Genomic DNA, 21,146 nt, shown 5'->3' on the forward strand with positions numbered 1-21,146 from the left:
AGGCGAGGACGGCTAACATGCCCGCGAAAATCAGACGCTCCGACTATGCCGCGATGTTCGGCCCCACGACCGGCGACAAGGTGCGGCTTGCCGACACCGACCTGATCATCGAGGTCGAGCGCGACCTGACCGCCGAGGGGGGTTATGGCGATCAGGTAAAGTTCGGCGGCGGCAAGGTCATCCGCGACGGGATGGGTCAAAGCCAGGTCACGCGTGGCGATGGGGCCGTCGACCTTGTCATCACCAACGCGCTGATCGTGGACCACACCGGCATCTTCAAGGCCGATGTCGGCATCCGGTCGGGGCGGATCGTGGCCATCGGCAAGGCGGGCAATCCCGATACGCAGTCGGGTGTGACCATCATCATCGGACCGGGGACCGAGGTCATCGCGGGCGAAGGTAAGATCCTGACCGCAGGCGGGATGGACAGCCACATTCACTTCATCGCGCCGCAGCAGATCGAGGACGCTCTGCATTCGGGCCTGACCACGATGCTGGGCGGCGGCACCGGTCCCGCCCATGGCACGCTCGCCACCACCTGCACGCCGGGGCCCTGGAATATCGGGCGGATGCTCATGGCGCTCGATGGCGTGCCGATGAATATCGGTCTGGCTGGCAAGGGCAACGCCTCGCTTCCCGCCGCGCTCGAAGAACAGGTGATGGCCGGGGCCTGTTGCCTCAAGCTGCATGAGGATTGGGGCACCACGCCCGCCGCCATCGACACCTGTCTGTCGGTCGCCGACGACATGGACGTGCAGGTGATGATCCACACCGACACGCTGAACGAATCCGGTTTTGTCGAAAACACCGTCGCGGCCATGAAGGGCCGGACGATCCACGCCTTCCACACCGAAGGGGCGGGCGGTGGCCATGCGCCGGACATCATCAAGGTCTGCGGCGAAGACTTCGTGCTGCCCTCGTCCACCAACCCGACGCGGCCCTTCACCGTGAACACGCTCGAGGAACACCTCGACATGCTCATGGTCTGTCACCACTTGGACAAGTCGATCCCCGAGGACGTGGCCTTTGCCGAAAGCCGCATCCGGCGCGAAACCATCGCGGCCGAGGACATCCTGCACGATATGGGGGCGTTTTCGATCATCGCGTCGGACAGTCAGGCGATGGGTCGGGTCGGCGAGGTCATCATCCGCACGTGGCAGACCGCCGACAAGATGAAGAAACAGCGCGGGAAACTGGCCGAGGAAACCGGCGACAACGACAACTTCCGCGTCCGCCGCTACATCGCGAAATACACGATCAACCCGGCCATCGCCCATGGCATGAGCCACGAGATCGGATCCATCGAAGTGGGCAAGCGCGCCGATCTCGTGCTCTGGAACACCGCGTTCTTCGGCGTGAAGCCCGAGATGGTGCTGATCGGCGGCATGATCGCCATGGCGCAGATGGGTGACCCGAATGCCTCGATCCCGACGCCGCAACCGGTCTATTCCCGCCCGATGTTCGGGGCCATGGGGCGGGCGGTCGAAAACTCCGCCGTGCTCTTCGTCAGCGGTGCCGCCCACAATTCCTCCATCGGCAAACATCTGGGGCTCGCCAAGGAGTGCCTGCCCGTGACCAATACCCGTGGCATCGGCAAGCGCGACCTGAAACTCAACGACACGCTGCCACAGATCGAGGTGCACCCCGAGACCTACGAGGTGCGCGCGAACGGCGAGCTTCTGACCTGCGAACCGGCAACCGAACTTCCCATGGCGCAGCGCTATTTCCTGTTCTGACGCCTGAGCGACCAAGGACCGACCATGACCCGCCTTCCCACCGCCGAAACCGTCGCCCACGTCCATCACCCGGACCTCGAGGTCGTCCTGACCTATGACGAACGGTTCCTGCGGCGAAAGGTGCTGACCACCACGGCGGGCGAGCGGTTTCTCGTCGATCTGCCCAAGACAACGAGCGTCGGAGCCTTCGACGCCTTCGTTCTGGACGATGGTCGCCGGGTCGGTGTCGTGGCGGCCCAAGAGGCCCTGATCGAGGTGACGGGCCCCGACATCCTGCGACTCGCCTGGCACATCGGCAACCGCCACACGCCCGCAGAGATCGATTCACCGAACGCCCGCATTTTAATCAAACGCGATCATGTTTTGGCGGACATGCTCATCCGCCTCGGCGCGACCCTGCTCGAAATCGAAGCACCCTTCACCCCCGAGGGGGGCGCCTATGGACACGGGCGCACGCACGGGCACGATCATTCTCATGGCCATGGTCCGACCGCAGGCGATCATGACCACGACCATGAGCATGGACACGAAGGACCCGATCATGCGCACTGATGCCGTCATGACGCTTCACCAATGGCTCTCGCCCGCCTTTCCCGTGGGGGCCTTCACCTATTCCCACGGGCTGGAAGCCGCCTTTCACGCCGGCTGGATCACCGATGCCGGAACGCTGGAAGCCTGGCTCACCGATCTTCTCACGCTGGGATCCGCCCATGCCGACGCGCATTTCGTCGCGGCGGCCTTCCATGGCGACGTGCCCCTCTCCGAAGTCGACAGCATGGCCCGCGCCTTTGCGCCCTGCCGGGAGCGGCTTCTTGAGACGGTGGCGCAGGGGCGGGCCTTCTGCGATGTGGTCGGTCACGTCTGGGACCGGGAACTGGCCGGGCTGACCTATCCGGTCGCTTTGGGCCGTGCCGCCGCCATTGAACATCTGCCGCTCGAGATGACGCTGACGCTCTATCTGCAGGTCTTCATCTCGAACCTGGTGAGCGCGGCCCAGCGGCTTGGGCCCATCGGTCAGACGGACGCGCAGCGGGTGATCCGAAACCTCGCCCCGGTCTGCGCCGAGACGGCTGCCGAAGCGACCGACGGCAACCTGTCGCACATCGCCAGCGCGACCTTCCTGTCCGATATCGCGGCGATGAAGCACGAAACCCAGTATTCGAGGATCTTCCGCTCATGACCAACGGCCCCCTGCGCGTCGGAATCGGTGGACCCGTGGGTGCGGGCAAGACCACGCTCACCGCCCAACTGGCCCGCGCACTCAAGGACCGCTGTTCCATGGCGGTAATCACCAACGACATCTACACGCAGGAGGACGCCGAGGCGCTCATGCGGATGCAGATCCTGCCAGACGACCGCGTCATGGGCGTCGAGACCGGCGGTTGCCCCCATACCGCGATCCGCGAGGACGCCTCGATCAACCTCGCAGCGGTGGCCGAGCTCAATGCGCGGCATCCGGACCTCGACCTGATCCTGATCGAAAGTGGCGGCGACAATCTGTCCGCGACCTTTTCGCCGGAACTGGCCGACATCACCTTCTACGTGATCGACGTCGCGGCGGGCGAAGAAATCCCCCGCAAGGGCGGCCCCGCAATCTGTCGGAGCGATCTTCTGGTGATCAACAAACGCGACCTCGCGCCCTATGTCGGGGCCAACCTCGACGTGATGGAGCGGGACGCCACCCGGATGCGGGTAGGCAAGCCCTTCGTATTCACCTCCCTTCGGCATGGCGACGGCGTGGAGGCCGTCGTTAACGCGCTCGTGGAGCTTGGCGGGCTGGCCCTGCGCCCGGCGTCTTCGGTCGATGCCGCCTAGCACGGTGCTGCGACGCCGCATCGCGGCGCGCTGCTCTGAATTTACTGATTATTCAATCGGGTTGCGCGTGCTGCATGGCGGCATTTCGGCATTGTGGGTGGTTGGGTAAGTCCCTGTGTCCTATCTCTGACGCCAAGGGGGGAACACAGAGACACTAGACCATCTGAGGTTTCCAAAATGGCTTACACTGCAACCACGACTGACTTCGCCGCTTCTCATCCGATCTATGCCCGGGTTCTCGAAGCGCTCAAGAATTTCGGTGCCGCATATGTCGAAGCGCGTTCGCGCCAGGGCGAAATCGCCGCGCTCGAAGCGATGACCGACGAAGAGCTGGCCGAACGCGGCCTGACCCGTGACGGCATCGTGCGTCACGTCTTCTCGGACAGCTACTACCTCTGAGGTAGGGCAGTCAGGACGAAACATCGTCCTTCTGAAGAGAGCCGGACCAGGGGTCCGGCTCTTTCACGTTCCAAGGATCGGTTCCCGTCCAACGGAATCCCTGGCCGCGCGCAAAAGCCCACCGCGTCGCGGGGCCAGACATCCTGGTTCAAGGCTGGAAAACTGGAGCGGGCGACGGGAATCGAACCCGTATCATCAGCTTGGAAGGCTGAGGTCTTACCATTACACAACGCCCGCGCCGGGTTTGACCTAACTAAGACATCATTTTTTGGGGGTCAAGATACCCCTTCAAGAAGTCCTGTGGCTCAGGAGATCCAGTCGGCTTGCGGCCCTTTGCTGCCATTTAAGCTCACATCATCGCGCTGCGGCGCGGTCTGTCGAACCGGCCATTCGCTGCGGACACCCGTGCGGACGAAGCAGATACTCCGGCTGGAGAGCGAAGGCAGTGCCCGCGGTACGGCGCAGCTGTGCGGTTCTATGTCGAGGCAGAGATCTCGACACTCTGGTCGATCGGGCCAAAAAGTTCGACGCCATCGGCTGTAGAGGCGCGCATTTCGACCCGGTCTCCTGAATTGAGAAATGGCGAGCGGGACGCGCCATGGGCGATCAGCTCAATGGCTTGGCGTTCGGCAATGCAGCTCGACCCCACGTCTTCGTAACTTGCATTCGCCACGGTGCCCGAACCGAGGATGGTGCCGGCGGGCAGATCGCGCGAATAGGCCGCGTGGGCGATGAGCTCGTGAAAGCCGAACTTCATCTCGCCGCCGTTTGCGCGGCCGAAGGGCTGGCCGTTCACGTCGATGCGCAGCGGCAGGCATACACGGGCGTCGTGCCAGGCGGCGCCGAGTTCGTCAGGCGTAACCGCGAAAGGCGCCATGCTGCAGGCAGGCTTGCACTGCAGCCAGCCGAAACCGGTGGCCATCTCAACCGGGCCGAGCGCGCGCAGGCTCCAGTCGTTGATCAGCACGATCAACCGGATGGCGCGCGCGGCCAGCGATGCGGGCGTGCCCATCGGCACATCGCGGAGGATCACCCCGAACTCGCCTTCGAAGTCGATCCCGTCCGCTGCCGACGGAAAGCGCGCGACGCTTTGAGGCGGCAGGAACCGGTCCGACATCCCTTGGTACATCAAAGGACGTTCCGAAAGGCCAACCTGCGGCTGACCCCAGGCCTTTTGCAGAAGAAGCGCGTGGGTTTCAAAAGCCGAGCCGTCGAGCCATTGCCAGGCGCGTGGCAGCGGCGCGAGGGCCGTCTCAAGCGCAAACGGTGCCGCGCCGGCATCCCCGTCGTTCAGCCTATCATACTGGGCCTGCCAGGTGGCAAGGTGATCGTCCCAGGTTTCGAGCGCCGCCAGCAGCGTGCGGGCACCGTCCGCGGGCACAACCCGCTGGCCGTCGCGCGAGGCGATATGGAGGCGGCCGTCGCGGCTGCCATCGTCGAGCGTTACAAACTTCATCGTGGTTCTCCTGAACGGTGGCGACGAGACCGATGAACTCAGTCGTCGGGCTGCCCCTTGAGCACGGCGACCGGGCGGCACCAACCTGCACTGGCGCCCTTGACCTTGATCGGAAAGCAGATCACCTCGAACCCGGTCGCAGGCAGGCTTTCGAGATTGCCCATCTTTTCCATGTGGCAGTATCCGCGCACCATCCCGGCGCGGTGGCCTTCCCAGATCAGCCCGGCATCGCCGGTTTCTGCCACGCGCCGCGCGGTGTGCAGGAACGGCGCGTCCCATGACCAGGCGTCGGTGCCCGTTACCCGCACGCCGCGTTCGGTCAGCCAGAGCGTCGCCTCGCGCCCGATGCCGCAGCCTGTCGCCAGATAGTCGGGCTGGCCATAACGCGCCCCGGCGGCGGTGTTGACGACGACGATGTCGAGCGGTTGCAGATCATGCCCGATGCGCGCCAGCTCGGCCTCGACCTCGGCGGCGGTGGCGACGTGGCCGTCCGGCAGATGGCGGAAGTCCAGCTTGACACCGCGCGCGTGGCACCATCCAAGCGGCACCTCGTCGATTGTAATGGCGCGCTGGCCGTTATCCATGGTGGAATGGTAGTGCCAGGGCGCGTCAAGATGCGTGCCGTTGTGGGTGTTGAGCGCGATCTCCTCGACGGCCCAGCCCTCGCCGCCGGGCAGATCGGCGGCATCGATTCCGGGAAAGAACGAAAGGATCTGATTCGTGGTGTCGCCATGGGAATGATAGGTGATTTTTGGCCCTAGCCCCGGCGGATCGGCGAAGGTGGAGTTCTCAAGCGGGCGCGACAAGTCGATCAACTGCATCGGGATCATCTCCAGAAAACCAGGCGTTTTTCGATGCTGTCGAGCAGCGCCGCCGTAACAAGCCCCACCAGCCCCAGCACGAGGATCCCGGCATAGAGATCAGCGGATTGGAAACTTCGCTGCGCCAGGAGGATCAGAAAGCCGACACCGGGGCGGCTGGCCATGATTTCGCCCACCACCACCAGGATCAGCGCGACGGTGAGCCCCACGCGCATGCCTGCAAGGATCTCCGGCAGCGCGGACGGCAGTGCGATACGGAACAGCACCGCCGCCCGGCCCATCTGCAACACGCGCGCCACCTCGTAGAGGCGTGGCTCGACCGCGCGAAACCCGCTGACGGTCGACATGAGGCAAGGCCAGAGCGCACCAAACGCGATGATCGCCAGCACCATCTGCTCGGTATAACCGAACACCGCGACGATAATCGGCACCAATGCGGCCACCGGCAGCGGCCGCAGCGCCTCGAGCATGGGGCCGAGCCAGGAATTTGCCTTGTCCGACATGCCGATCAGCGCCCCGAGCGCGGCCCCGATCACCGAGGCGATCAGCCAACCCCCCAATGTTCGGGCCACTGTCAGCGCAGTGTTGCGCAGCAGCGAGCCATCGGTCAGCCCTTCGGCAAGGGCGGCGGCGATGCGCGACGGGGCGGGAAAGAAGACCGGGCGCACCACACCCGCCCGCGACGCCAATTCCCACAGCAAGAGCAGCATGGCGGCGAAGCCCAGCGAAGCGGCGAACCATATCAGGCGTTGTGTTGACGTCATGTCAGCGGAACCTCGCAAAGAAGCGCGCATCGAGCGCGTTGAGGCCGGCATTCATCGCCCAGCCCAGCAGGCCGATCCACACCAGGAAGGCCAGTGAGACATCGGGGTGGAGCGTCTGCGCCGAGAGGATCATGCCGTAGCCCAGCCCGCGCGGGTTGGCGACGACCTCGACGACCACGGCAACCGTGAGCGCAATTCCCGCCGCCAGCCGGAACGCCACGAAGAGCCGCGGTACCGCCGACGGGATGACGATCACCAGAGTGCGCCGCAGCACATCCAGTTCGAGCACCCGGCCGACCTCGACCAGTCCCGGCTCGATCGCCCGGATCGCGGCGCGGGTCAGCACCAGGATCGGCCAGAGCGTGGTGAAGGCGACGATCGTGGTTTCCATTTGAAAGCCGAAGCCGGCGACCAGCAACATCAGCGGGATCAACGCGGCAGGCGGCACCGGGCGCAGGATTTCGACGGTCACGGCGAACAGCCGGTCGAGCGCGGGCGACAGTCCCAAGGCGACACCGGCCGTCACCCCCAGCGCAAAACCGATTGCCAGTCCGGCAAAGGCGCAGGACAGGGTTTGGGCGGTGGCAATCAGCAGAGTGCCGTCGGCCAGCACGCGCCCCAGCGCCAGTGCGATGTCGTGCGGCGCGGCAAAGGTGTAGTTCTCGGGGTCCAGAAAGGCCAGCGCAAGCACTTCCAGCACGACGATCAGTGCCAAAGGCACCACGGCGCCACGCGGCAGGGACAGGGGCAAGGTCATGACCAGCCTCATGCGTGCTTGATGAAGGTAAACAGCTCGTGTCTGAGCGACAGGAACTGTGCGTCCTCGCGCGTCGTCAGCTGGTCGCGCGGCTTGGCAAGCGTCACGTCGAACGAGCGCGCCACCCGACCCGGATTGGCGTAGAGCCCGACCACCCGGTCGCCGAGATAGATCGCCTCTTCCAGCTCGTGGGTGACGAAGAACACCGTCACCTTGCGCTCGGCGGCAATCCGCAGAACTTCGTCTTGCAAGGTCTGGCGCGTGATCGCATCCAGTGCACCGAAGGGCTCGTCCATCAACAGCACCGTTGGCTCCTGCGCCAGGCACCGGGCGATCTGCAGGCGTTGCTGCATTCCGCCCGACATTTGCCGCGGCAGCTTGTCGCCGGCATGTTCCAACCCCGTCATCGCCAGCAGCGCCTCGATGCGCTCGGGCCACTCGGTTTTCGGCACGCCCATCGCCGAGAGCGCCAGGGCAATGTTGCCCGAGGCCGTGCGCCAGGGCAGCAGCGCCTTGGAGTAATCCTGAAACACAACCGCGATCTTGCGGTCGGGGCCAGTGAGCCGCTGGCCGTTCAGCAGCACCTCTCCGCGATCAGGACGCACCAGCCCGGCGAGCAGGCGCAGAAGCGTTGTCTTGCCGCAGCCGGAGGGACCGACCACGGAGACGAATTCGCCTTCGGCGATGTCGAGATCGATGGCCCTGAGAACCTCATGGGTGCCAAAGCTGAGCCCGATATTGCGGAACGAGATCATCGGCTGGCCCGGCGCGACAGCGCGCGCCGGATCGTTTTCGAGTGAAGGCATGGCGCTCATTGCGCAACCAACAGGCCGAGGTCGATGTCGCCGGGCAGCACTCCCTGCTCGCGCAGCGCGTCGTGCCAGAACGTCAAGTCTTCAACGCTCAACGCCACGTCGACATTTGGCAGCTCAATGCGCTCGGCCACCGGCGGCGGCAGGCGCATCGCAGTGGCGAGCGCCTCGCGGACCGCTTCGGGCGAGGCCTCGGCCACCGACTGGGCCTGCGACATGGTCTCCCGCAGCGTGCCGACCGCCTCGGGATTCGCCTCGACCCAGTCGCGGGTGCCGACCAGAAGGACCGTACGCAGCCCTTCGGGCAGTTCGGCCAGCGGCAGCGCGACCATATGGCCGAAGCCCTCGCCGATCATCGGACCGGCGAACTGGTTGACGGTGATTACCGCGTCGACACGACCGGCGCGGAGCTGATCGGCCATCTGCGGAAACGGCATCTCGATGAAGGTCACATCGGCGGGCGCAACGCCGTGGTTGTTCAGCCAGGCTTTCAGGATCACATCGAGCAGCGCGCCGATACCGGGCACGCCGACGTTGTGGCCCGCAAGGCCTTCGGCGTCTGTCACGCCACTGGCGGTGCTGGACACAATGGCTATGTCGCGCGAGGTCTGCAGCGTCGTCGAGGTGCCGCTGAACGCGACCAGATCGAGCCCGTTGGCCACTGCGGCAAGAAAGGTCGTGGGCGTCATCGCGGCGACGGTGATCGAGTCCGACATCAGCGCGGCGGGAAACAGCGGATCGGCAGTCATTACCTCAAGCTGCACATCCAGACCGGCATCGGCAAACAGCCCCTGCTGATCGGCGATGAACACCGGCGCGGGGGCAGGGTTGATCGTGTGCCCGATGGTGATCGTCTCGGCAATAGCGCCAGTGGAAAGGGCGCACGCCAACACCGCGGCCCCCAGAAGCATGGCTGATCGTTTCATTGGTTCCTCCCTCCAATGGTTTTGTCAGGATGGTTCGACACCCGACTTGATACAATTCATACGTCCGTTCGAATTTTTGTCAAGAAACTATCTGGACGTTCGTACTAGTTATTCGTATGATCGCCCCATGACCCCAACAAATGCTCGCTATGCGCCTGAGAAACATGCCAAGCCCAAGGCGGACGGCCGCCTCGCGCGCGGTGAGGCCACACGTGAAAAAGTGCTCGACGCGGCCGAACGACTGTTCGCCGAGCACGGGTTCGAAGGCGTTTCGATTCGCGATATCGCACGCGAAGCGGTCGTGTCGCTCAGCGTGGTGGGGTTTCATGGCGGCAGCAAAGACGATCTGTTCCTGACGATCTTCCAGCGCCGGGCCGAAACGCTCAATCGCGCCCGCAGCGAGGCGTTGGCCGAACTCCGCGCCCGGAAAGGCGCTGCGTTGACCCGACGCGACATTCTCGAAGCCTATGTCCTGCCCTATTCGCGCATGGCCTGGAGCGGTGACCGGCAATGGGCGGCCTATGCCAAGCTCATCGCCCGCATCGCCACCGACGAACGCTGGTATCCCCGCGTTCGCGAGTTCTTCGACCCGATCGCACAGGATTTCCTCGCGGCGATGATTGCCGTCGATCCGGACGCCCCGCGCGACCGGCTGGCCATGGCCTTCGTCGTGTCGGTAACGGCGATGCTTTCGGTGGTCTCGTCGAACATGCGGATCGCCACGTTGTCGCGCGCTCTCGGCGCCGAGGCCCCGACCGACCCGGCCTGGTACAACGCCGTGCTCATCGGTTTCTGCGAAGGTGGTTTCGAGAATGCCCTGCGGGTCTCGGATGGCACGTGATACAATCAGGCCTTGTACTCCGGCGCCAGCTTTTCCTTGAGGAAGTTGCCGGTGGTTGAGTAGTGCGACATCAGAAGTTCCACAGAAAGGTCGGCGTTCCGTTCGAGCACCGCATCTGTAATAGCATTGTGCTCGGCATCGATGTCGCGTGAAGGGTATGCCTTTGAACCCGACAGGTGGCGGTAACGGACATTCTGATCATACAGCTGATTGTCTCCCGTCAGCACCCTTGGGACATCTGAATTGATTTCGTAACGGAGGGTTTCTGGCTCATCATAACCGCCAAGGAGTGGAGATGAGACAGAAACCCGGAACACAGAAAGCGCCCGCTGAGAAAGTAGTGAAGGACATCCGGCGGCGCACGAGGAAGCAACATTCAGCCGAGGAGAAGATTAGGATCGTGTTGGATGGGCTGCGCGGCGAAGACAGCATTGCCGAGCTCTGCCGTCGCGAGGGGATCGCGACGAGCCTGTATTACAGCTGGTCCAACTGAAAGCGCCTGCGATCCGTCTCCGCGCGACGAATGGTGTCATTTCCTGCTATTTTGCCAACCGAACTGAATGTCTGCTGCCGCGAAGCATTCTCCAGCAACTCGCGCCCGCAGCGAACTTCCGCAAGCCGCCCACTTCACCGTCTTGCCAATGCCGACCTGCCTTCTCATGTTCAATGATGCTCAGACTGCCCCTACTTTCGCGCCCGCAAGGTCGTCTTCAGCACTTTGCCGTAAGCATTCTTCGGAAGTTCGGACAGGGCTATGTAGCGTTTGGGCCGCTTGAACCGGGCCAGAGATGCGAGGCAGTGCGTGTCCAGCGAAGCCTGTTCGACGATTCGACCGGCGACCGGGACGATGTAGGCCACCACGATTTCACCCCATTCGGCGTCAGGAACGCCGATGACGGACACCTCCGAAACGGACGGATGCCGGAGCAGCACCTCTTCGACTTCGCGGGGATATATGTTGCTTCCACCCGAGATGATAACATCGCGCGAGCGGTCCTTGAGGGTGAGGTAGCCATCCTCGTCCAATTCGCCCCTGTCCCCGGTCGCGAGCCAGCCATCCCGGATCGCAGATTTGGTCGCGTCGGGGTTCTCCCAGTAGCCAAGCATGACCGGGGCGCCCTTGACCTCGACTCCGCCGACATGTCCGGCGGACAGCGGCGCGCCAAACTCGTCGACCACGCGGACCGAGACCGAGGATTGCGCGACACCGACCGAACCCAGGCGTTCACGCCATCGGGGGTGGGTGCGGTCAGCAACGGTCTCGCGCGGCAGAACCGTAATGGTCATAGGGCATTCTCCCTGACCGTAGATCTGTACGAACCTTGCTCCAAGAACCTCCACCGCCTCCTCGATGTCGGCCGTATACATCGGGCCGCCACCATAGATCACTGTCTTGAGACCGGTGCCGTCGTATCCCGAGATTGCCGCCTGCGAGACCAGTCGGCGCACCATCGTCGGCGCTGCGAAGAGGCTGACGGAGCCGAAGACGGGCGCGAGTTGCGCGATCTCATCGGGGTCGAAGCCCCCCGAAGCGGGCAGGACGTGCCGACCCGCCCGCAGGACATGGATGAAGTTGTAAAGCCCTGCGCCATGAGACATCGGCGCGGCGTAAAGGATCGCCTCGCCCGTCTCCACCTGATCGACATCGACGAGATAGGTCTGGGTCATGGCAAGGATGTTGCCACAGCTGATCATCGCGCCCTTTGGTCGGCCGGTGGTGCCCGAGGTATAGAACAGCCAGGAAAGATCGCCGACGCATCTGTCAACCGGGCCGGACACAGGTGTTCTCGACAGATGGTCGCGATAGTCCGTGCCCGTCACGTCGAGCCCGGTGATTTTCGACCCTGTGACATGGCCGAGCGTCGGGATCACGGTGTCGCCGTCTCCGACCAGAACCCTGGCGCCGCAGTCGTCCAGCATCCAGGCGGCCTCTTGCGGGTGGAGCTTGGCATTGATGGGAACCGCGACCGCGCCGGCCCACCATATGGCATAGAGCACCACAAGGTATTCGGGCCGGTTCTTCATGAAAATGGCGACGCGGTCGCCGGGTTGGATTGCATAGTCCCGGACCAAGGCACGGGCGAGTGATGCGGCCTGCCTCGCGAAAGTGGCGTAGTCACAGACAAGCTGGGTGCCCTCGAAAATGGCGGGGGCTTCGGGGTTCAGGCGTGCTGTGCGGTCGAGCCAGTGTGCAGGGTTCATGGCGTCACCGTACCGCTTCGAGGATCGAGCAGTAATTGGCCACGCCCGATCCGCCCATGTTGAACACGCAGCCGAGTTCCGCCCCCTGCCGCTGCATGTCGCCGGCTTCGCCCATGAGCTGGCGCGCCGCCATTACGTGCATGGACACGCCTGTTGCGCCGACCGGATGGCCCTTGGCCTTGAGTCCGCCGGAAAGGTTTACAGGCAAGTCGCCGCCCGCCAGCACCGTTCCCTCTTCCAGCAGGCGATGCCCCTGACCGGCCGGGGCGAGGCCCATGGCTTCGTAGATCATCAATTCGGCAATCGTAAAGCAGTCGTGCACTTCGGCAAAGTCCAGATCCTGCACGCCAATCCCGGCCGCGTCCCATGCGCGGGCAAAAGCCCGGGCCGGTCCTTCGAAGCGCAAGAGGTCGCGACGCGACATCGGCAGGAAGTCGTTGACCTGTTCGGCCGCCCGGAAACCTACGGCACGAGGAAAATGCGCGGACATGTCCGCCGACGCAAGCACGAGCGCGGCCGCGCCATCACTGATCAACGAGCAGTCCGACATGCGGAGGGGCGCCGCAATCATCGGGTTGCGTTCCCCCACTGTATTGCAGTCCTCCACGCTCAGCGGCTTGTGCATATGTGCGAGCGGATTGGCCATCGCGTTGGCGTGGTTTTTGGACGCGATACGGGCGAGTGCGAGCGCGTGATCGCCGTAAGCGTCGAAATAGGACCGGGCAAAGGTCGAAAATACGCTTGGAAAGCTCAGATGCGACTCTTCGCGCTGGTAGGATGCTCCCGACAGCGCCCTGGTGACGGCTGGTGTATCCTGATCCGTCATCTTCTCGACACCAATGACGAGCGCGGTCCGGACACGGCCCGACGCGATGGCGTCGCGCGCGGCATAGATCGCGGCAGACCCCGAGGCACAGGCGTTTTCCACTCGTACAGCGGGTTTGAACCTCAGCCGGTCATCTACCTGAAGCGCCAGCGAGGACACGAAGGCGTCGGTGGTCAAGCCGGAATTGAAGTGACCTATCCAGATGGCGTCGATCTCGGACGGGTCAATTTCGGCATGCGCAATCGCCTCGCGCGCGCTGGATACGAGCAGATCTTCCACGGACTGATCCTTCAGGCGGCCAAACGGGGTGTGTCCCCAGCCAACGATGTGCGATGTAATAGCGATTGTCTCTCATGGCAATTTCACATCCAAGGTTTCTACGGACGGCCGCGCCGTGCATATTCGTAGAATTACCCTATGGGGAGGGGATCGTGGAAACAGATCTGGTCAGCGCGGCGGCAGCGTTCACCCTTGCCCCCGTAGGGCTGATGGTGTCGCGATACAGGCTCATAACGACATGCAACGACAGGTTCGCCGACATGTTCGGCTACGGTCCGGCGGAGCTTGAAGGCGCGTCGGTGGCCGCGCTCTATCCATCGCACGACGAGTTTTCCCATATCGGTGCGAGGTGGCTGAAAGAGCTAGGCCCGTCTCAGCGGTTCGAAGATCAGCGTATCATGAAGCGGCGAGACGGTTCGTTGTTCTGGTGTCAGGTGATCGGTCGTTCGCTGTCACGCAACGACCTCTTTCGTGAGTGTGTGTGGTCGTTCCATGACCTGTCGCATCACCGAAGCGTTGCCGACCTGACGGTTCGGGAACGTGAGGTCGCGATGCTCTGCGTATCCGGCGCGACGAGCAAGGAGATCGGGCGGGCGTTGGGCATTTCGCACCGCACTGCCGAAGCCCATCGCGCGCGGCTCATGCGCAAGCTGGGCGCCCGGACCGCAGCGGAGCTTCTGGCCCGGATTGCCGGACTGCCAAGCTGACGATCCTCGCATTATTCGGAGAGCGCCCGGCAAGTCCCCCCGAAAGGGACTCGAAATGTCCGGTCTTTTCGTCCAGACTCGGCGCAAAGCCGCTCAAGCCCCGTGGAGAGATCTTGGCCAGACCCATTCCCGCCCATCGTCGCCTCGCCGAAGAGATCCGGCGCCGTATCGTCGCGAGTACATATGAGGAAGAGCTGCCGCCCGAGGTCCAGCTCATGAAGGAATTCGACGTGAGCCGTCACACCATGCGGATCGCGTTGCAGCATCTGGTCGATGACGGGCTCATCGTACGGATGCCGGGAAGCGGGACCAGGATCGTGCGCAAAGGGCGGGCAGGGTATTGGGCCATCGGCTCGCTCGACGATCTGACGGGCGAGTTCAAGGTCGAGCAATCGCTGACGATCAGCGCCCAGCAGGAACCCGCAAAGGCGTTTCCCGAGGTCGTGGAAATATTGGGGCTTCGGCCGACGTCCAAGGTCTTTCACATCCTTCGCGTCCTGACCACGGACGGGATCCCCTATGGAGTGTCCAATCTCTTTGCGCCGATGTCACTCGTGAAGAATATTCCGGACGCCGAGCTCGGACAGACCTATTTCGTGGATCTCGTTCAGAAATACAGCGGCCATACCGCGTCGCGCACGCGGCAGGCGATTTCCGCCGGTGCGGTCGATCCCGAGGCGGCACGCCAGCTCGGGATCGAGGCGGGAGCGCCGGTTCTTGTCATCAAACGGACGTATTTCGCGTCTGATAACCTGCCGTTGGTCCATGTCCATCTGACATGCCGTTCGGATCGGTACGAGCAGGTCGTCACCTATCTGCGCGAGCGTCGGGACGACGATCCGACGGCGTAGGTCGGGGAGCCTCAGGCACCCCTCCGTGCCGCCGCCGCCAGAGTGTCCCGGTCGTCCGGATGTGCGATGGCGATCATCGCCGCGGCGCGCTCCGACAGATTACGCCCGCGCAGTTCTGCGGCGCCGTATTCTGTGACCACGATGTCGGCGTCCGACCGTGCAAGCGTCACAACGCCAGACCGCACCAGTGGCACGATACGGCTTTGCCCTGATCCGGTTCGCGACGGCAAGGCGAGGATCGACCGTCCTCCAGCGGACGCGAGCGCGCCGCGGGCAAAGTCGTTCAGCCCGCCGATGGTGCCGTAGTAGCGGGAGCCGACCAATTCAGCCCCGGCTTGGCCCGTGATGTCCACTTCGATGGCCGAGTTCAGGGACACGAAATTCGGAATGGCCGCCAAGGTGCCGATGGCGTGGGTTCTGGACACGGGTTCGATGGCAACCTGGGGGTTCTCGTGGGCAAGCTCGAACAGGGCGCGCGACCCGGCCAAGACCCCCGTGACCGACACGCCGGGGTCAACCGATTTGCGGCTGTTGTCGATGATCCCGGCGCGGATCAAGTCGGCCACGCGGTCGCCTATTACGCCCGAATGCAATCCCAGCGCGCGGCGGTCAGACAAGGCTTCGGCCAGCGCGTTTGGGATCGAGCCAATCCCGATCTGAAGCGTGTCGCCGTCTCCGACGAAGTGGGCCACGTTGCGCGCGATCCGCCGCTCCAATTCGGTCGGCGTCGGCTGGGCCTGTTCGATCAGCGGCCGTGAAACATGAACGACATGCGTGAAGTCCGACATGTCGAACACCGTGCTGCTGGTGCTATCGGGCGCCTGTTCGTTGACTTCTGCAATCGCCACGCGCGACTTTGAAAGCGCCTCGTGGACATAGCCGTTGACCGCCCCGGTGCCGAGCCGGCCATCCGCCCGCCGCGACACCTGCAGAATGACGACATCAAAGCGGAGTTGCCCCGCTGCGACAAGCCTCGGAACGTGGGACAGGTGGCAGGGGATCACGTCAATGAGGCCTTTCTCAGCCAAGGCGCGCGTGGTTCCCACTGCACCCATGCCCGTAAACCGGATGCGGCCCGCATGTTCCGGTCGGATCAGCCCCGAATAACTGGCCCCCAGAAAGACCTCGACGGGGGGCACGTCATCGAGTTGGGACAAGAGTCGTTCGATCGTGCTGACCGGTTCGCCCGCGCCTTGGGTCCAGATGATCCGGTCACCTTCACGCAGCAGGTCGGGAAAGTTCAGGTGAGTTGATGAAAGGACACGGGTCATTGCGCCACGCCTCGCGGCACGAGGCCATGCACGATGGGGTCGCCGTATTGGACCGCCAGCAGATTGTCGCAGACCATCGCGATATCCTTGAGCACGTTGAGCCGCGATCCTGCGGCGAGATGCGGCGTCAGAACTACGTTGGGCAGGGCGGTGATCCGGTCCGGTCCGCGCGGTTCGTGGCCATGCACGTCGAGCGCTGCGGCGGAGAGACGTCCGGTTTCGAGGGCGTCGCAGAGCGCGTCCTCATCGACGATGCTGCCCCGCGAGGTGTTGATGAGGATGGCCTCCGGCTTCATCAACGCGATCTCCCTTGCACCGACCGCTTTGCGGTTTGCGGGGGTGCCGGGGATGTGGATCGACAGGATATCGGCGCGGGCAAAGAGCGCGGCCTTGTCGACGCGTTCGGCTGCGAGGGTCCGCGCGACCGCGGGCGGCAGGGGGCTTTCGTCGCAATAGAGGAGCCGCATCCCAAACGCGCGCGCCCGCTCGGCAAGGAGGGTGCCGACCTCGCCCATGCCGAGGATGCCGAGCGTTTTACCGTAGAGGCTTTCGATCCCCGTCATGCCGGGCCAGTTGTAGGCGACCTCCCCGGCTTTGCCCGGCGCATATTCTGCCCTTCGCACCGCATGATCGCAGGGGATGAGCCTCCGGCTCGCAGCGAGCATGAGCATGAGGCAGTGCTCGGCCACGGTCACGAGACTTGGCCGGGTGATACAGGACACTGCGATACCGCGTTCGGAGGCTGCGTCGAGGTCGATGGTATGCGGGCCGCTCCCAAGGCGCTGGATCAGCCTGAGGTTCGGATGGGCATCTAAAATGTCCGTATCGATTCGGCCGCGCCGGAACACAAGGACCGCGCTGTCTTCTGGCGAAACGGACAGGGCCTCGGGGGCGATGTGGTAGGCCTCCAGCCTCCGCGTCAGGGCCGCCCATGCGGATGCCTCGATTTTCTCGGGACTGAAGAAGTCGCGCACGTAATCTGCGCTTGTACCATTTGGTCCGGCGAGGAGGGCGGGGATCAGCCTAATGACGTGGTCATCGTCGAGGAACCTGATGGCGAGCGGGGGCGGGGGCGTCATGGTGGGCATCGCAGATCCTTTACGGACGATCATTTTGGTTTGCAAATGTACGTACATTATGGTAGCGCCGATGTCGAGACAAACGATCAGCCGTCTACGACAGGGATGGCGACCATGGAGGAAGACCACATGAACACCGTAGCTTCGCCTGCGCCCTTGCAGACGACCACGTTTCTGAACTGGATCGGCAATAAGGACATGCCCGCCGCCTCGGGCAAGACCTTTGACCACATCAGCCCGATCGACGGTTCGGTGGTCGCGCGGTTTGCCGACAGCGGTGAGGAGGATGCGCGCCGGGCGGTCGAACTGGCGCGCAAGACCTTCGACTCCGGCGTCTGGTCCAATGCACCCGCACGCAGTCGCTTCGAGGTGCTGCGCCGCGTGGCGCGCATCATCGAAGACAACAAACAGGAGCTGGCCGAGCGGATGGTGCTGGAAAGCGGTAAGCCGGTGAGCACCGCGATGGGCGAAATCATGGGGGCCGTGAAGACCTTCGAGTATTACGCAGGGGCGACGCTGGACCTCGAGGGCTCGGCGATCAGCGACCGCAATCCGCAGGCCTTCGGGCTGATCCTGCGGGAACCCGTAGGTGTGGCCGCCTTCATCACTCCGTGGAACTTCCCCTTGCTGAACCCGGTGTGCAAGATCGCCCCGGCGTTGGCCGCAGGCTGCGTCGTCGTGGCAAAGCCGTCGCATCTATGCAGCAGTCCGACGGTGCTGCTCGCGCGCTATCTGGCCCAAGCGGGCGTGCCGGACGGTGTCGTGAGCGTCATCACCTCGCAAAAGGACCGCGGCGCGGTGGTGGGCCAGTACCTGTCGTCCTCGCCGCTCGTGGACAAGGTCGCTTTCACCGGTTCGACCGCGACAGGGCGGGCGGTGATGCGCGCAGCGGCGACCAACAACAAGAAGGTCGCGCTCGAACTGGGCGGCAAGTCGGCAAACATCGTGTTCGAGGATGCCGACCTCGATACGGCGGCGGCCACGGCGATCGCCGCTTTCTGCTACAACAGCGGGCAACAATGTTCGGCAGGAACGCGGCTTCTGGTGCAACGGTCGATCTATGACGATTTCATGGAGCGGGTTCTGGCGCAGGCGGGCAAGCAGATCGTCGGCGACCCGCGTGATGCGGCCACGACGATGGGGCCCCTCGTGAACCGCGAACAGTATGACCGTGTTCGTGGCCATGTGAACGTCGGGCACGATTGCGGGACGCTTCTGACCGGCGGGAGCCGGCCGGACGACAGCCGGCTCGATGACGGGCTTTATCTCATGCCTACGATTTTCGGCGGCGTGGACAACCAGAGCCGCCTTGCGCAGGAAGAGGTCTTTGGACCGATCCTCGCTGTCATCCCCTTTGACGACACCGACGCGGCCATTCGGCTCGCCAATGACAGCGCCTATGGGCTTGCGGGCGGTGTCTGGACGCGAAACCTCGACCGGGCCTTCAAGGTGATCAAGGGCGTTCGGACCGGCAAGATGTTCGTGAACGGCTACAACAACGTCGGCATAGATGACATGCCGCATGGCGGCTACAAGGACAGCGGCGTGGGCCGGGAATTCGGGCGGGAAGGACTTGCCGAGTATCAGCAGGTCAAGACTGTCCAGATCAAGCTGGCCTAGGGCAGGTCATGGAAACGCCGCGGCAGGTTCTCGTCACCGGGGGAGCCGGGTGCCTGGGCCTGCCGGTGATCCGGGCACTGCTGGATCGGGGGCACCGGGTGCGTTCGCTCGACACGGTTCTCGCGGACCCGTCGCAGTGCGGTGTCTGGAAACTGTCGGGGGACGAGGTCGACTGGCGGATTTCGGACCTGCGTGACCGGGCCGCGGTGCGTGCGGCGCTGTCAGGATGCGATGCGGTCGTACATGCGGCGGCGCTCGACCTGCCGACCTCTGCGGAGCGTCCTGAAGACGCGGTGGCCGTCAACGGTCTCGCGACCATCGCGCTGATGGAAGCAGCGGCGGAGCTGGGTGTCGGCATTTTCACCCTGATCTCATCGGCCGCCGCGTCCTGCAAGCCGCCGAGCGTCTATGGCAGCCTGAAGCTGTTGGCCGAGTATGTCCTGGAGGAAACCGCGCAGCGCACGGGGATGACGGCGCGGGTGATCCGCCCCTTCGTCATCTTTGGCCCCGGTCGCCACCGGGGCATCAGTGCGGGCTTGTCACAAGCCTGCGCGGAGGCCGCGCAAGGTCGGGCGAGCGTGATCCCCTTTTCGGGTCTGTCATGGTTCGACCCGCTCGACCAGCTCGCCAACGTCATCGCCGAGAGCCTTGGCGCACAACAGGGTGACGCGTCTCCGGTTATGCCCGCGCTCGCGGGCGACACGCGCGCGATGGCTGATGCCCTGTCCCGGCTTTCCGGTCAGAAGGTTACGGTGCAGGGCCCGCCGCTCCCGGCGTTTCGGCCTGTAGACGCCGCCGCCGTCGCGCGCGATGCGCTTGCGCTCGAGCGGGCGTTGTCGCGGGCCGTAGAGAATTATCGCCGGAGCGAGATATCAGTTGACACGGTTTAAATGTACGGACATTTTGAAGCGACTGGAGCGCATCGAGCGCCCGGCTATGAGGGAGGAAGAACCTTGGTGAAGTCTGCAATTCGTGCCGCGCTCCTGCTGGCGGCAACCTATGTGCCCGCCGCGGCGCAGGGCATCCCGGAAATGAACTTCAAGTATGCGTCCGTGCTGCCGCAGGGGAACGCGATTTCGGACGTGGACGAATATTTCGTCGACAAGCTGACCGAGTTGTCCGACGGCAACCTGACGGCGGAAATCTACTGGACCCGGTCGCTCGGCAAGGCTGACGAGATGATGACGCTCGTTGAAGCTGGCGCCATCGACTTCACGATGCTCGAAACCGGGCAGTACAGCGAAACCCAGTTCTCGGGTGTGACCAACGCGCTGCCGATGGTGTTCTTCAGCGCCGATGAAGTTCTGGAAGCGTCGCAGGCCCTGCTGGCGAGCGATGTCGTGCAGCAGGAGCTCGCGGCCATCGGTGGCCAGGTCACTCTGGTCCGTCCGTCGCCCGGATACTACCTGCTTTGCAAGGACCCGATCCAGTCGACGGCGGATTTCAAAGGCAAGAAACTGCGCGGGTACGGCGCCTATGTTCCGCTGATGTGGGAGGCGCTGGGCGCCGTTCCGGTCAACGTGGCTTCGAACGAGCTTTACGAGGCGCTCGACAAAGGCATCATCGACTGCGCCTATCTCCCGCCGTCGTTCCTTGCGGCCTTCAAGCTGGGCGAAGTGGCAAAGTACCTCGTCGACTACTCCTTCGGGATGATCGAGCTTGCCCCCATCGTGACCCCGACCGTCGTCTGGGAGGGATGGTCGCCCGAGGTGCAGGCGGTGGTCACGCAGGCCGCTCGCGATGCCGAGGCCTGGGGCGCGGATCACATTCAGCAGAACGCCGAAGAAAGCATCCAGTCGATGGTCGACATTGGCGTCGAAGTGGTTCCAGTGTCCGATCCGGAAGCGATCGAGGCTGCCATTCCGGACATGCTGGACATCTGGTCGGCCAAGCTCGAGGGCGAAGGCCGAGGGGAAGAGGCCGCGGCGGTCGTCGAGATTATCCGCGCCACGCTCGCAGACTGACATAGGCTGGAGGCAGACGT

22 protein-coding genes, 1 tRNA gene and 1 pseudogene are annotated in these 21,146 nt (G+C 64.0%); 12 read left to right on the forward strand and 12 right to left on the reverse strand.

Annotated features, from left to right (window positions below):
* Positions 1-17: 17 nt before the first annotated feature.
* The 5 genes from ureC (at position 18) to KJP29_RS05990 (ending at position 3,950) form a co-directional block, all read left to right on the forward strand.
* On the forward strand, positions 18-1,736 hold the full coding sequence (gene ureC / locus KJP29_RS05970; protein WP_218462650.1) for an urease subunit alpha: 1,719 nt from the start codon (positions 18-20) through the stop codon (positions 1,734-1,736).
* Positions 1,737-1,760: 24 nt separating this feature from the next.
* Positions 1,761-2,288: an urease accessory protein UreE gene (locus tag KJP29_RS05975; RefSeq protein WP_218462651.1), complete on the forward strand. Its 528-nt coding sequence runs from the start codon at positions 1,761-1,763 to the stop codon at positions 2,286-2,288.
* Complete coding sequence (locus KJP29_RS05980) at positions 2,278-2,916, forward strand: urease accessory protein UreF (protein WP_218462934.1); 639 nt, start codon at positions 2,278-2,280, stop codon at positions 2,914-2,916. The genes KJP29_RS05975 and KJP29_RS05980 overlap by 11 nt, the downstream gene beginning before the upstream one ends.
* A complete protein-coding gene (gene ureG / locus KJP29_RS05985; protein ID WP_218462652.1) occupies positions 2,913-3,551 on the forward strand; it encodes an urease accessory protein UreG in 639 nt (212 codons plus the stop codon). The genes KJP29_RS05980 and ureG overlap by 4 nt, the downstream gene beginning before the upstream one ends.
* Before the next feature lie 177 nt (positions 3,552-3,728).
* Entirely contained in the window at positions 3,729-3,950 is a 222-nt protein-coding gene (locus tag KJP29_RS05990; RefSeq protein ID WP_218462653.1) for a DUF1127 domain-containing protein, read from the forward strand.
* 163 nt (positions 3,951-4,113) lie between these two features.
* On the opposite strand, the gene KJP29_RS05995 is transcribed toward KJP29_RS05990, so the two are convergent.
* The 7 genes from KJP29_RS05995 to KJP29_RS06025 all read right to left on the reverse strand — a co-directional run bounded on the left by KJP29_RS05995 (position 4,114) and on the right by KJP29_RS06025 (position 9,486).
* Positions 4,114-4,187 (reverse strand) — tRNA-Gly (locus KJP29_RS05995).
* Positions 4,188-4,425: 238 nt separating this feature from the next.
* On the reverse strand, positions 4,426-5,406 hold the full coding sequence (locus KJP29_RS06000; protein ID WP_218462654.1) for a fumarylacetoacetate hydrolase family protein: 981 nt from the start codon (positions 5,404-5,406) through the stop codon (positions 4,426-4,428).
* 38 nt (positions 5,407-5,444) lie between these two features.
* On the reverse strand, positions 5,445-6,227 hold the full coding sequence (locus KJP29_RS06005) for a cyclase family protein (protein WP_218462655.1): 783 nt from the start codon (positions 6,225-6,227) through the stop codon (positions 5,445-5,447).
* Positions 6,228-6,232: 5 nt separating this feature from the next.
* Positions 6,233-6,991, reverse strand: coding sequence for an ABC transporter permease (locus tag KJP29_RS06010; protein WP_218462656.1), 759 nt, complete (start codon positions 6,989-6,991; stop codon positions 6,233-6,235).
* Position 6,992: 1 nt separating this feature from the next.
* Positions 6,993-7,748 (reverse strand): ABC transporter permease, encoded by a 756-nt coding sequence (locus tag KJP29_RS06015; RefSeq protein ID WP_218462657.1) that lies wholly within the window; start codon positions 7,746-7,748, stop codon positions 6,993-6,995.
* Between the two features lie 8 nt (positions 7,749-7,756).
* Positions 7,757-8,563, reverse strand: coding sequence for an ABC transporter ATP-binding protein (locus tag KJP29_RS06020; RefSeq protein WP_218462658.1), 807 nt, complete (start codon positions 8,561-8,563; stop codon positions 7,757-7,759).
* A complete protein-coding gene (locus KJP29_RS06025; protein ID WP_218462659.1) occupies positions 8,560-9,486 on the reverse strand; it encodes an ABC transporter substrate-binding protein in 927 nt (308 codons plus the stop codon). Before KJP29_RS06025 ends, KJP29_RS06020 begins: the two co-directional genes overlap by 4 nt.
* 127 nt (positions 9,487-9,613) lie before the next feature.
* Between KJP29_RS06025 and KJP29_RS06030 the strand changes: the two genes are divergently transcribed.
* Positions 9,614-10,327 (forward strand): TetR/AcrR family transcriptional regulator, encoded by a 714-nt coding sequence (locus tag KJP29_RS06030; protein ID WP_218462660.1) that lies wholly within the window; start codon positions 9,614-9,616, stop codon positions 10,325-10,327.
* A gap of 5 nt (positions 10,328-10,332) precedes the next feature.
* On the opposite strand, the gene KJP29_RS19420 is transcribed toward KJP29_RS06030, so the two are convergent.
* Complete coding sequence (locus tag KJP29_RS19420) at positions 10,333-10,644, reverse strand: FCD domain-containing protein (protein ID WP_370630839.1); 312 nt, start codon at positions 10,642-10,644, stop codon at positions 10,333-10,335.
* On the opposite strand from KJP29_RS19420, the pseudogene KJP29_RS06040 reads away from it, so the two are divergent.
* A pseudogene (locus tag KJP29_RS06040) lies at positions 10,623-10,814 on the forward strand (transposase); the annotation flags it as partial. The gene KJP29_RS19420 and the pseudogene KJP29_RS06040 sit on opposite strands and share 22 nt — an antisense overlap.
* A gap of 197 nt (positions 10,815-11,011) precedes the next feature.
* Here the strand turns inward: KJP29_RS06040 and KJP29_RS06045 are convergent.
* Positions 11,012-12,529, reverse strand: a complete 1,518-nt coding sequence (locus KJP29_RS06045; RefSeq protein WP_218462662.1) for an AMP-binding protein — start codon at positions 12,527-12,529, stop codon at positions 11,012-11,014.
* Between the two features lie 4 nt (positions 12,530-12,533).
* Positions 12,534-13,694, reverse strand: a complete 1,161-nt coding sequence (locus KJP29_RS06050; RefSeq protein ID WP_218462935.1) for an acetyl-CoA acetyltransferase — start codon at positions 13,692-13,694, stop codon at positions 12,534-12,536.
* A 92-nt stretch (positions 13,695-13,786) separates the two neighbouring features.
* Here KJP29_RS06050 and KJP29_RS06055 point away from each other — a divergent pair, with 92 nt between their 5' ends.
* Both KJP29_RS06055 and KJP29_RS06060 read left to right on the forward strand, forming a co-directional pair.
* Entirely contained in the window at positions 13,787-14,341 is a 555-nt protein-coding gene (locus tag KJP29_RS06055) for a LuxR C-terminal-related transcriptional regulator (protein WP_370630840.1), read from the forward strand.
* Between the two features lie 113 nt (positions 14,342-14,454).
* Positions 14,455-15,192 (forward strand): GntR family transcriptional regulator, encoded by a 738-nt coding sequence (locus KJP29_RS06060; protein ID WP_218462664.1) that lies wholly within the window; start codon positions 14,455-14,457, stop codon positions 15,190-15,192.
* 11 nt (positions 15,193-15,203) lie between these two features.
* On the opposite strand, the gene KJP29_RS06065 is transcribed toward KJP29_RS06060, so the two are convergent.
* Together KJP29_RS06065 and KJP29_RS06070 are read right to left on the reverse strand one after the other, a co-directional pair.
* Complete coding sequence (locus KJP29_RS06065) at positions 15,204-16,463, reverse strand: acetyl-CoA hydrolase/transferase family protein (RefSeq protein WP_218462665.1); 1,260 nt, start codon at positions 16,461-16,463, stop codon at positions 15,204-15,206.
* A complete protein-coding gene (locus KJP29_RS06070; protein WP_218462666.1) occupies positions 16,460-17,551 on the reverse strand; it encodes a 2-hydroxyacid dehydrogenase in 1,092 nt (363 codons plus the stop codon). Before KJP29_RS06070 ends, KJP29_RS06065 begins: the two co-directional genes overlap by 4 nt.
* 120 nt (positions 17,552-17,671) lie before the next feature.
* Here KJP29_RS06070 and KJP29_RS06075 point away from each other — a divergent pair, with 120 nt between their 5' ends.
* The 3 genes from KJP29_RS06075 to dctP all read left to right on the forward strand — a co-directional run bounded on the left by KJP29_RS06075 (position 17,672) and on the right by dctP (position 21,126).
* Entirely contained in the window at positions 17,672-19,162 is a 1,491-nt protein-coding gene (locus tag KJP29_RS06075; protein ID WP_218462667.1) for an aldehyde dehydrogenase, read from the forward strand.
* Between the two features lie 8 nt (positions 19,163-19,170).
* Positions 19,171-20,052: an NAD(P)-dependent oxidoreductase gene (locus tag KJP29_RS06080; protein ID WP_218462668.1), complete on the forward strand. Its 882-nt coding sequence runs from the start codon at positions 19,171-19,173 to the stop codon at positions 20,050-20,052.
* Positions 20,053-20,118: 66 nt separating this feature from the next.
* Positions 20,119-21,126: a TRAP transporter substrate-binding protein DctP gene (gene dctP, locus KJP29_RS06085; RefSeq protein WP_218462669.1), complete on the forward strand. Its 1,008-nt coding sequence runs from the start codon at positions 20,119-20,121 to the stop codon at positions 21,124-21,126.
* The last annotated feature ends 20 nt before the right edge of the window (positions 21,127-21,146 follow it).

The organism is Maritimibacter sp. DP1N21-5 (assembly GCF_019218295.1).
Taxonomy (GTDB): domain Bacteria; phylum Pseudomonadota; class Alphaproteobacteria; order Rhodobacterales; family Rhodobacteraceae; genus Maritimibacter.

Excerpts from the sequence above, each read along its gene's own strand:
- KJP29_RS06070 (WP_218462666.1), bottom strand. The coding sequence starts at position 17,551 with ATGCCCACCATGACGCCCCCGCCCCCGCTCGCCATCAGGTTCCTCGAC.
- ureC (WP_218462650.1), top strand. The coding sequence starts at position 18 with ATGCCCGCGAAAATCAGACGCTCCGACTATGCCGCGATGTTCGGCCCC.
- KJP29_RS06030 (WP_218462660.1), top strand. The coding sequence starts at position 9,614 with ATGACCCCAACAAATGCTCGCTATGCGCCTGAGAAACATGCCAAGCCC.
- KJP29_RS06015 (WP_218462657.1), bottom strand. The coding sequence starts at position 7,748 with ATGACCTTGCCCCTGTCCCTGCCGCGTGGCGCCGTGGTGCCTTTGGCA.
- KJP29_RS06020 (WP_218462658.1), bottom strand. The coding sequence starts at position 8,563 with ATGAGCGCCATGCCTTCACTCGAAAACGATCCGGCGCGCGCTGTCGCG.
- ureG (WP_218462652.1), top strand. The coding sequence starts at position 2,913 with ATGACCAACGGCCCCCTGCGCGTCGGAATCGGTGGACCCGTGGGTGCG.
- KJP29_RS06080 (WP_218462668.1), top strand. The coding sequence starts at position 19,171 with ATGGAAACGCCGCGGCAGGTTCTCGTCACCGGGGGAGCCGGGTGCCTG.
- KJP29_RS06005 (WP_218462655.1), bottom strand. The coding sequence starts at position 6,227 with ATGCAGTTGATCGACTTGTCGCGCCCGCTTGAGAACTCCACCTTCGCC.
- KJP29_RS06065 (WP_218462665.1), bottom strand. The coding sequence starts at position 16,463 with ATGACCCGTGTCCTTTCATCAACTCACCTGAACTTTCCCGACCTGCTG.
- KJP29_RS06000 (WP_218462654.1), bottom strand. The coding sequence starts at position 5,406 with ATGAAGTTTGTAACGCTCGACGATGGCAGCCGCGACGGCCGCCTCCAT.
- KJP29_RS06075 (WP_218462667.1), top strand. The coding sequence starts at position 17,672 with ATGAACACCGTAGCTTCGCCTGCGCCCTTGCAGACGACCACGTTTCTG.
- KJP29_RS06025 (WP_218462659.1), bottom strand. The coding sequence starts at position 9,486 with ATGAAACGATCAGCCATGCTTCTGGGGGCCGCGGTGTTGGCGTGCGCC.
- KJP29_RS06010 (WP_218462656.1), bottom strand. The coding sequence starts at position 6,991 with ATGACGTCAACACAACGCCTGATATGGTTCGCCGCTTCGCTGGGCTTC.
- KJP29_RS06045 (WP_218462662.1), bottom strand. The coding sequence starts at position 12,529 with ATGAACCCTGCACACTGGCTCGACCGCACAGCACGCCTGAACCCCGAA.
- KJP29_RS05980 (WP_218462934.1), top strand. The coding sequence starts at position 2,278 with ATGCGCACTGATGCCGTCATGACGCTTCACCAATGGCTCTCGCCCGCC.
- KJP29_RS05990 (WP_218462653.1), top strand. The coding sequence starts at position 3,729 with ATGGCTTACACTGCAACCACGACTGACTTCGCCGCTTCTCATCCGATC.
- KJP29_RS05975 (WP_218462651.1), top strand. The coding sequence starts at position 1,761 with ATGACCCGCCTTCCCACCGCCGAAACCGTCGCCCACGTCCATCACCCG.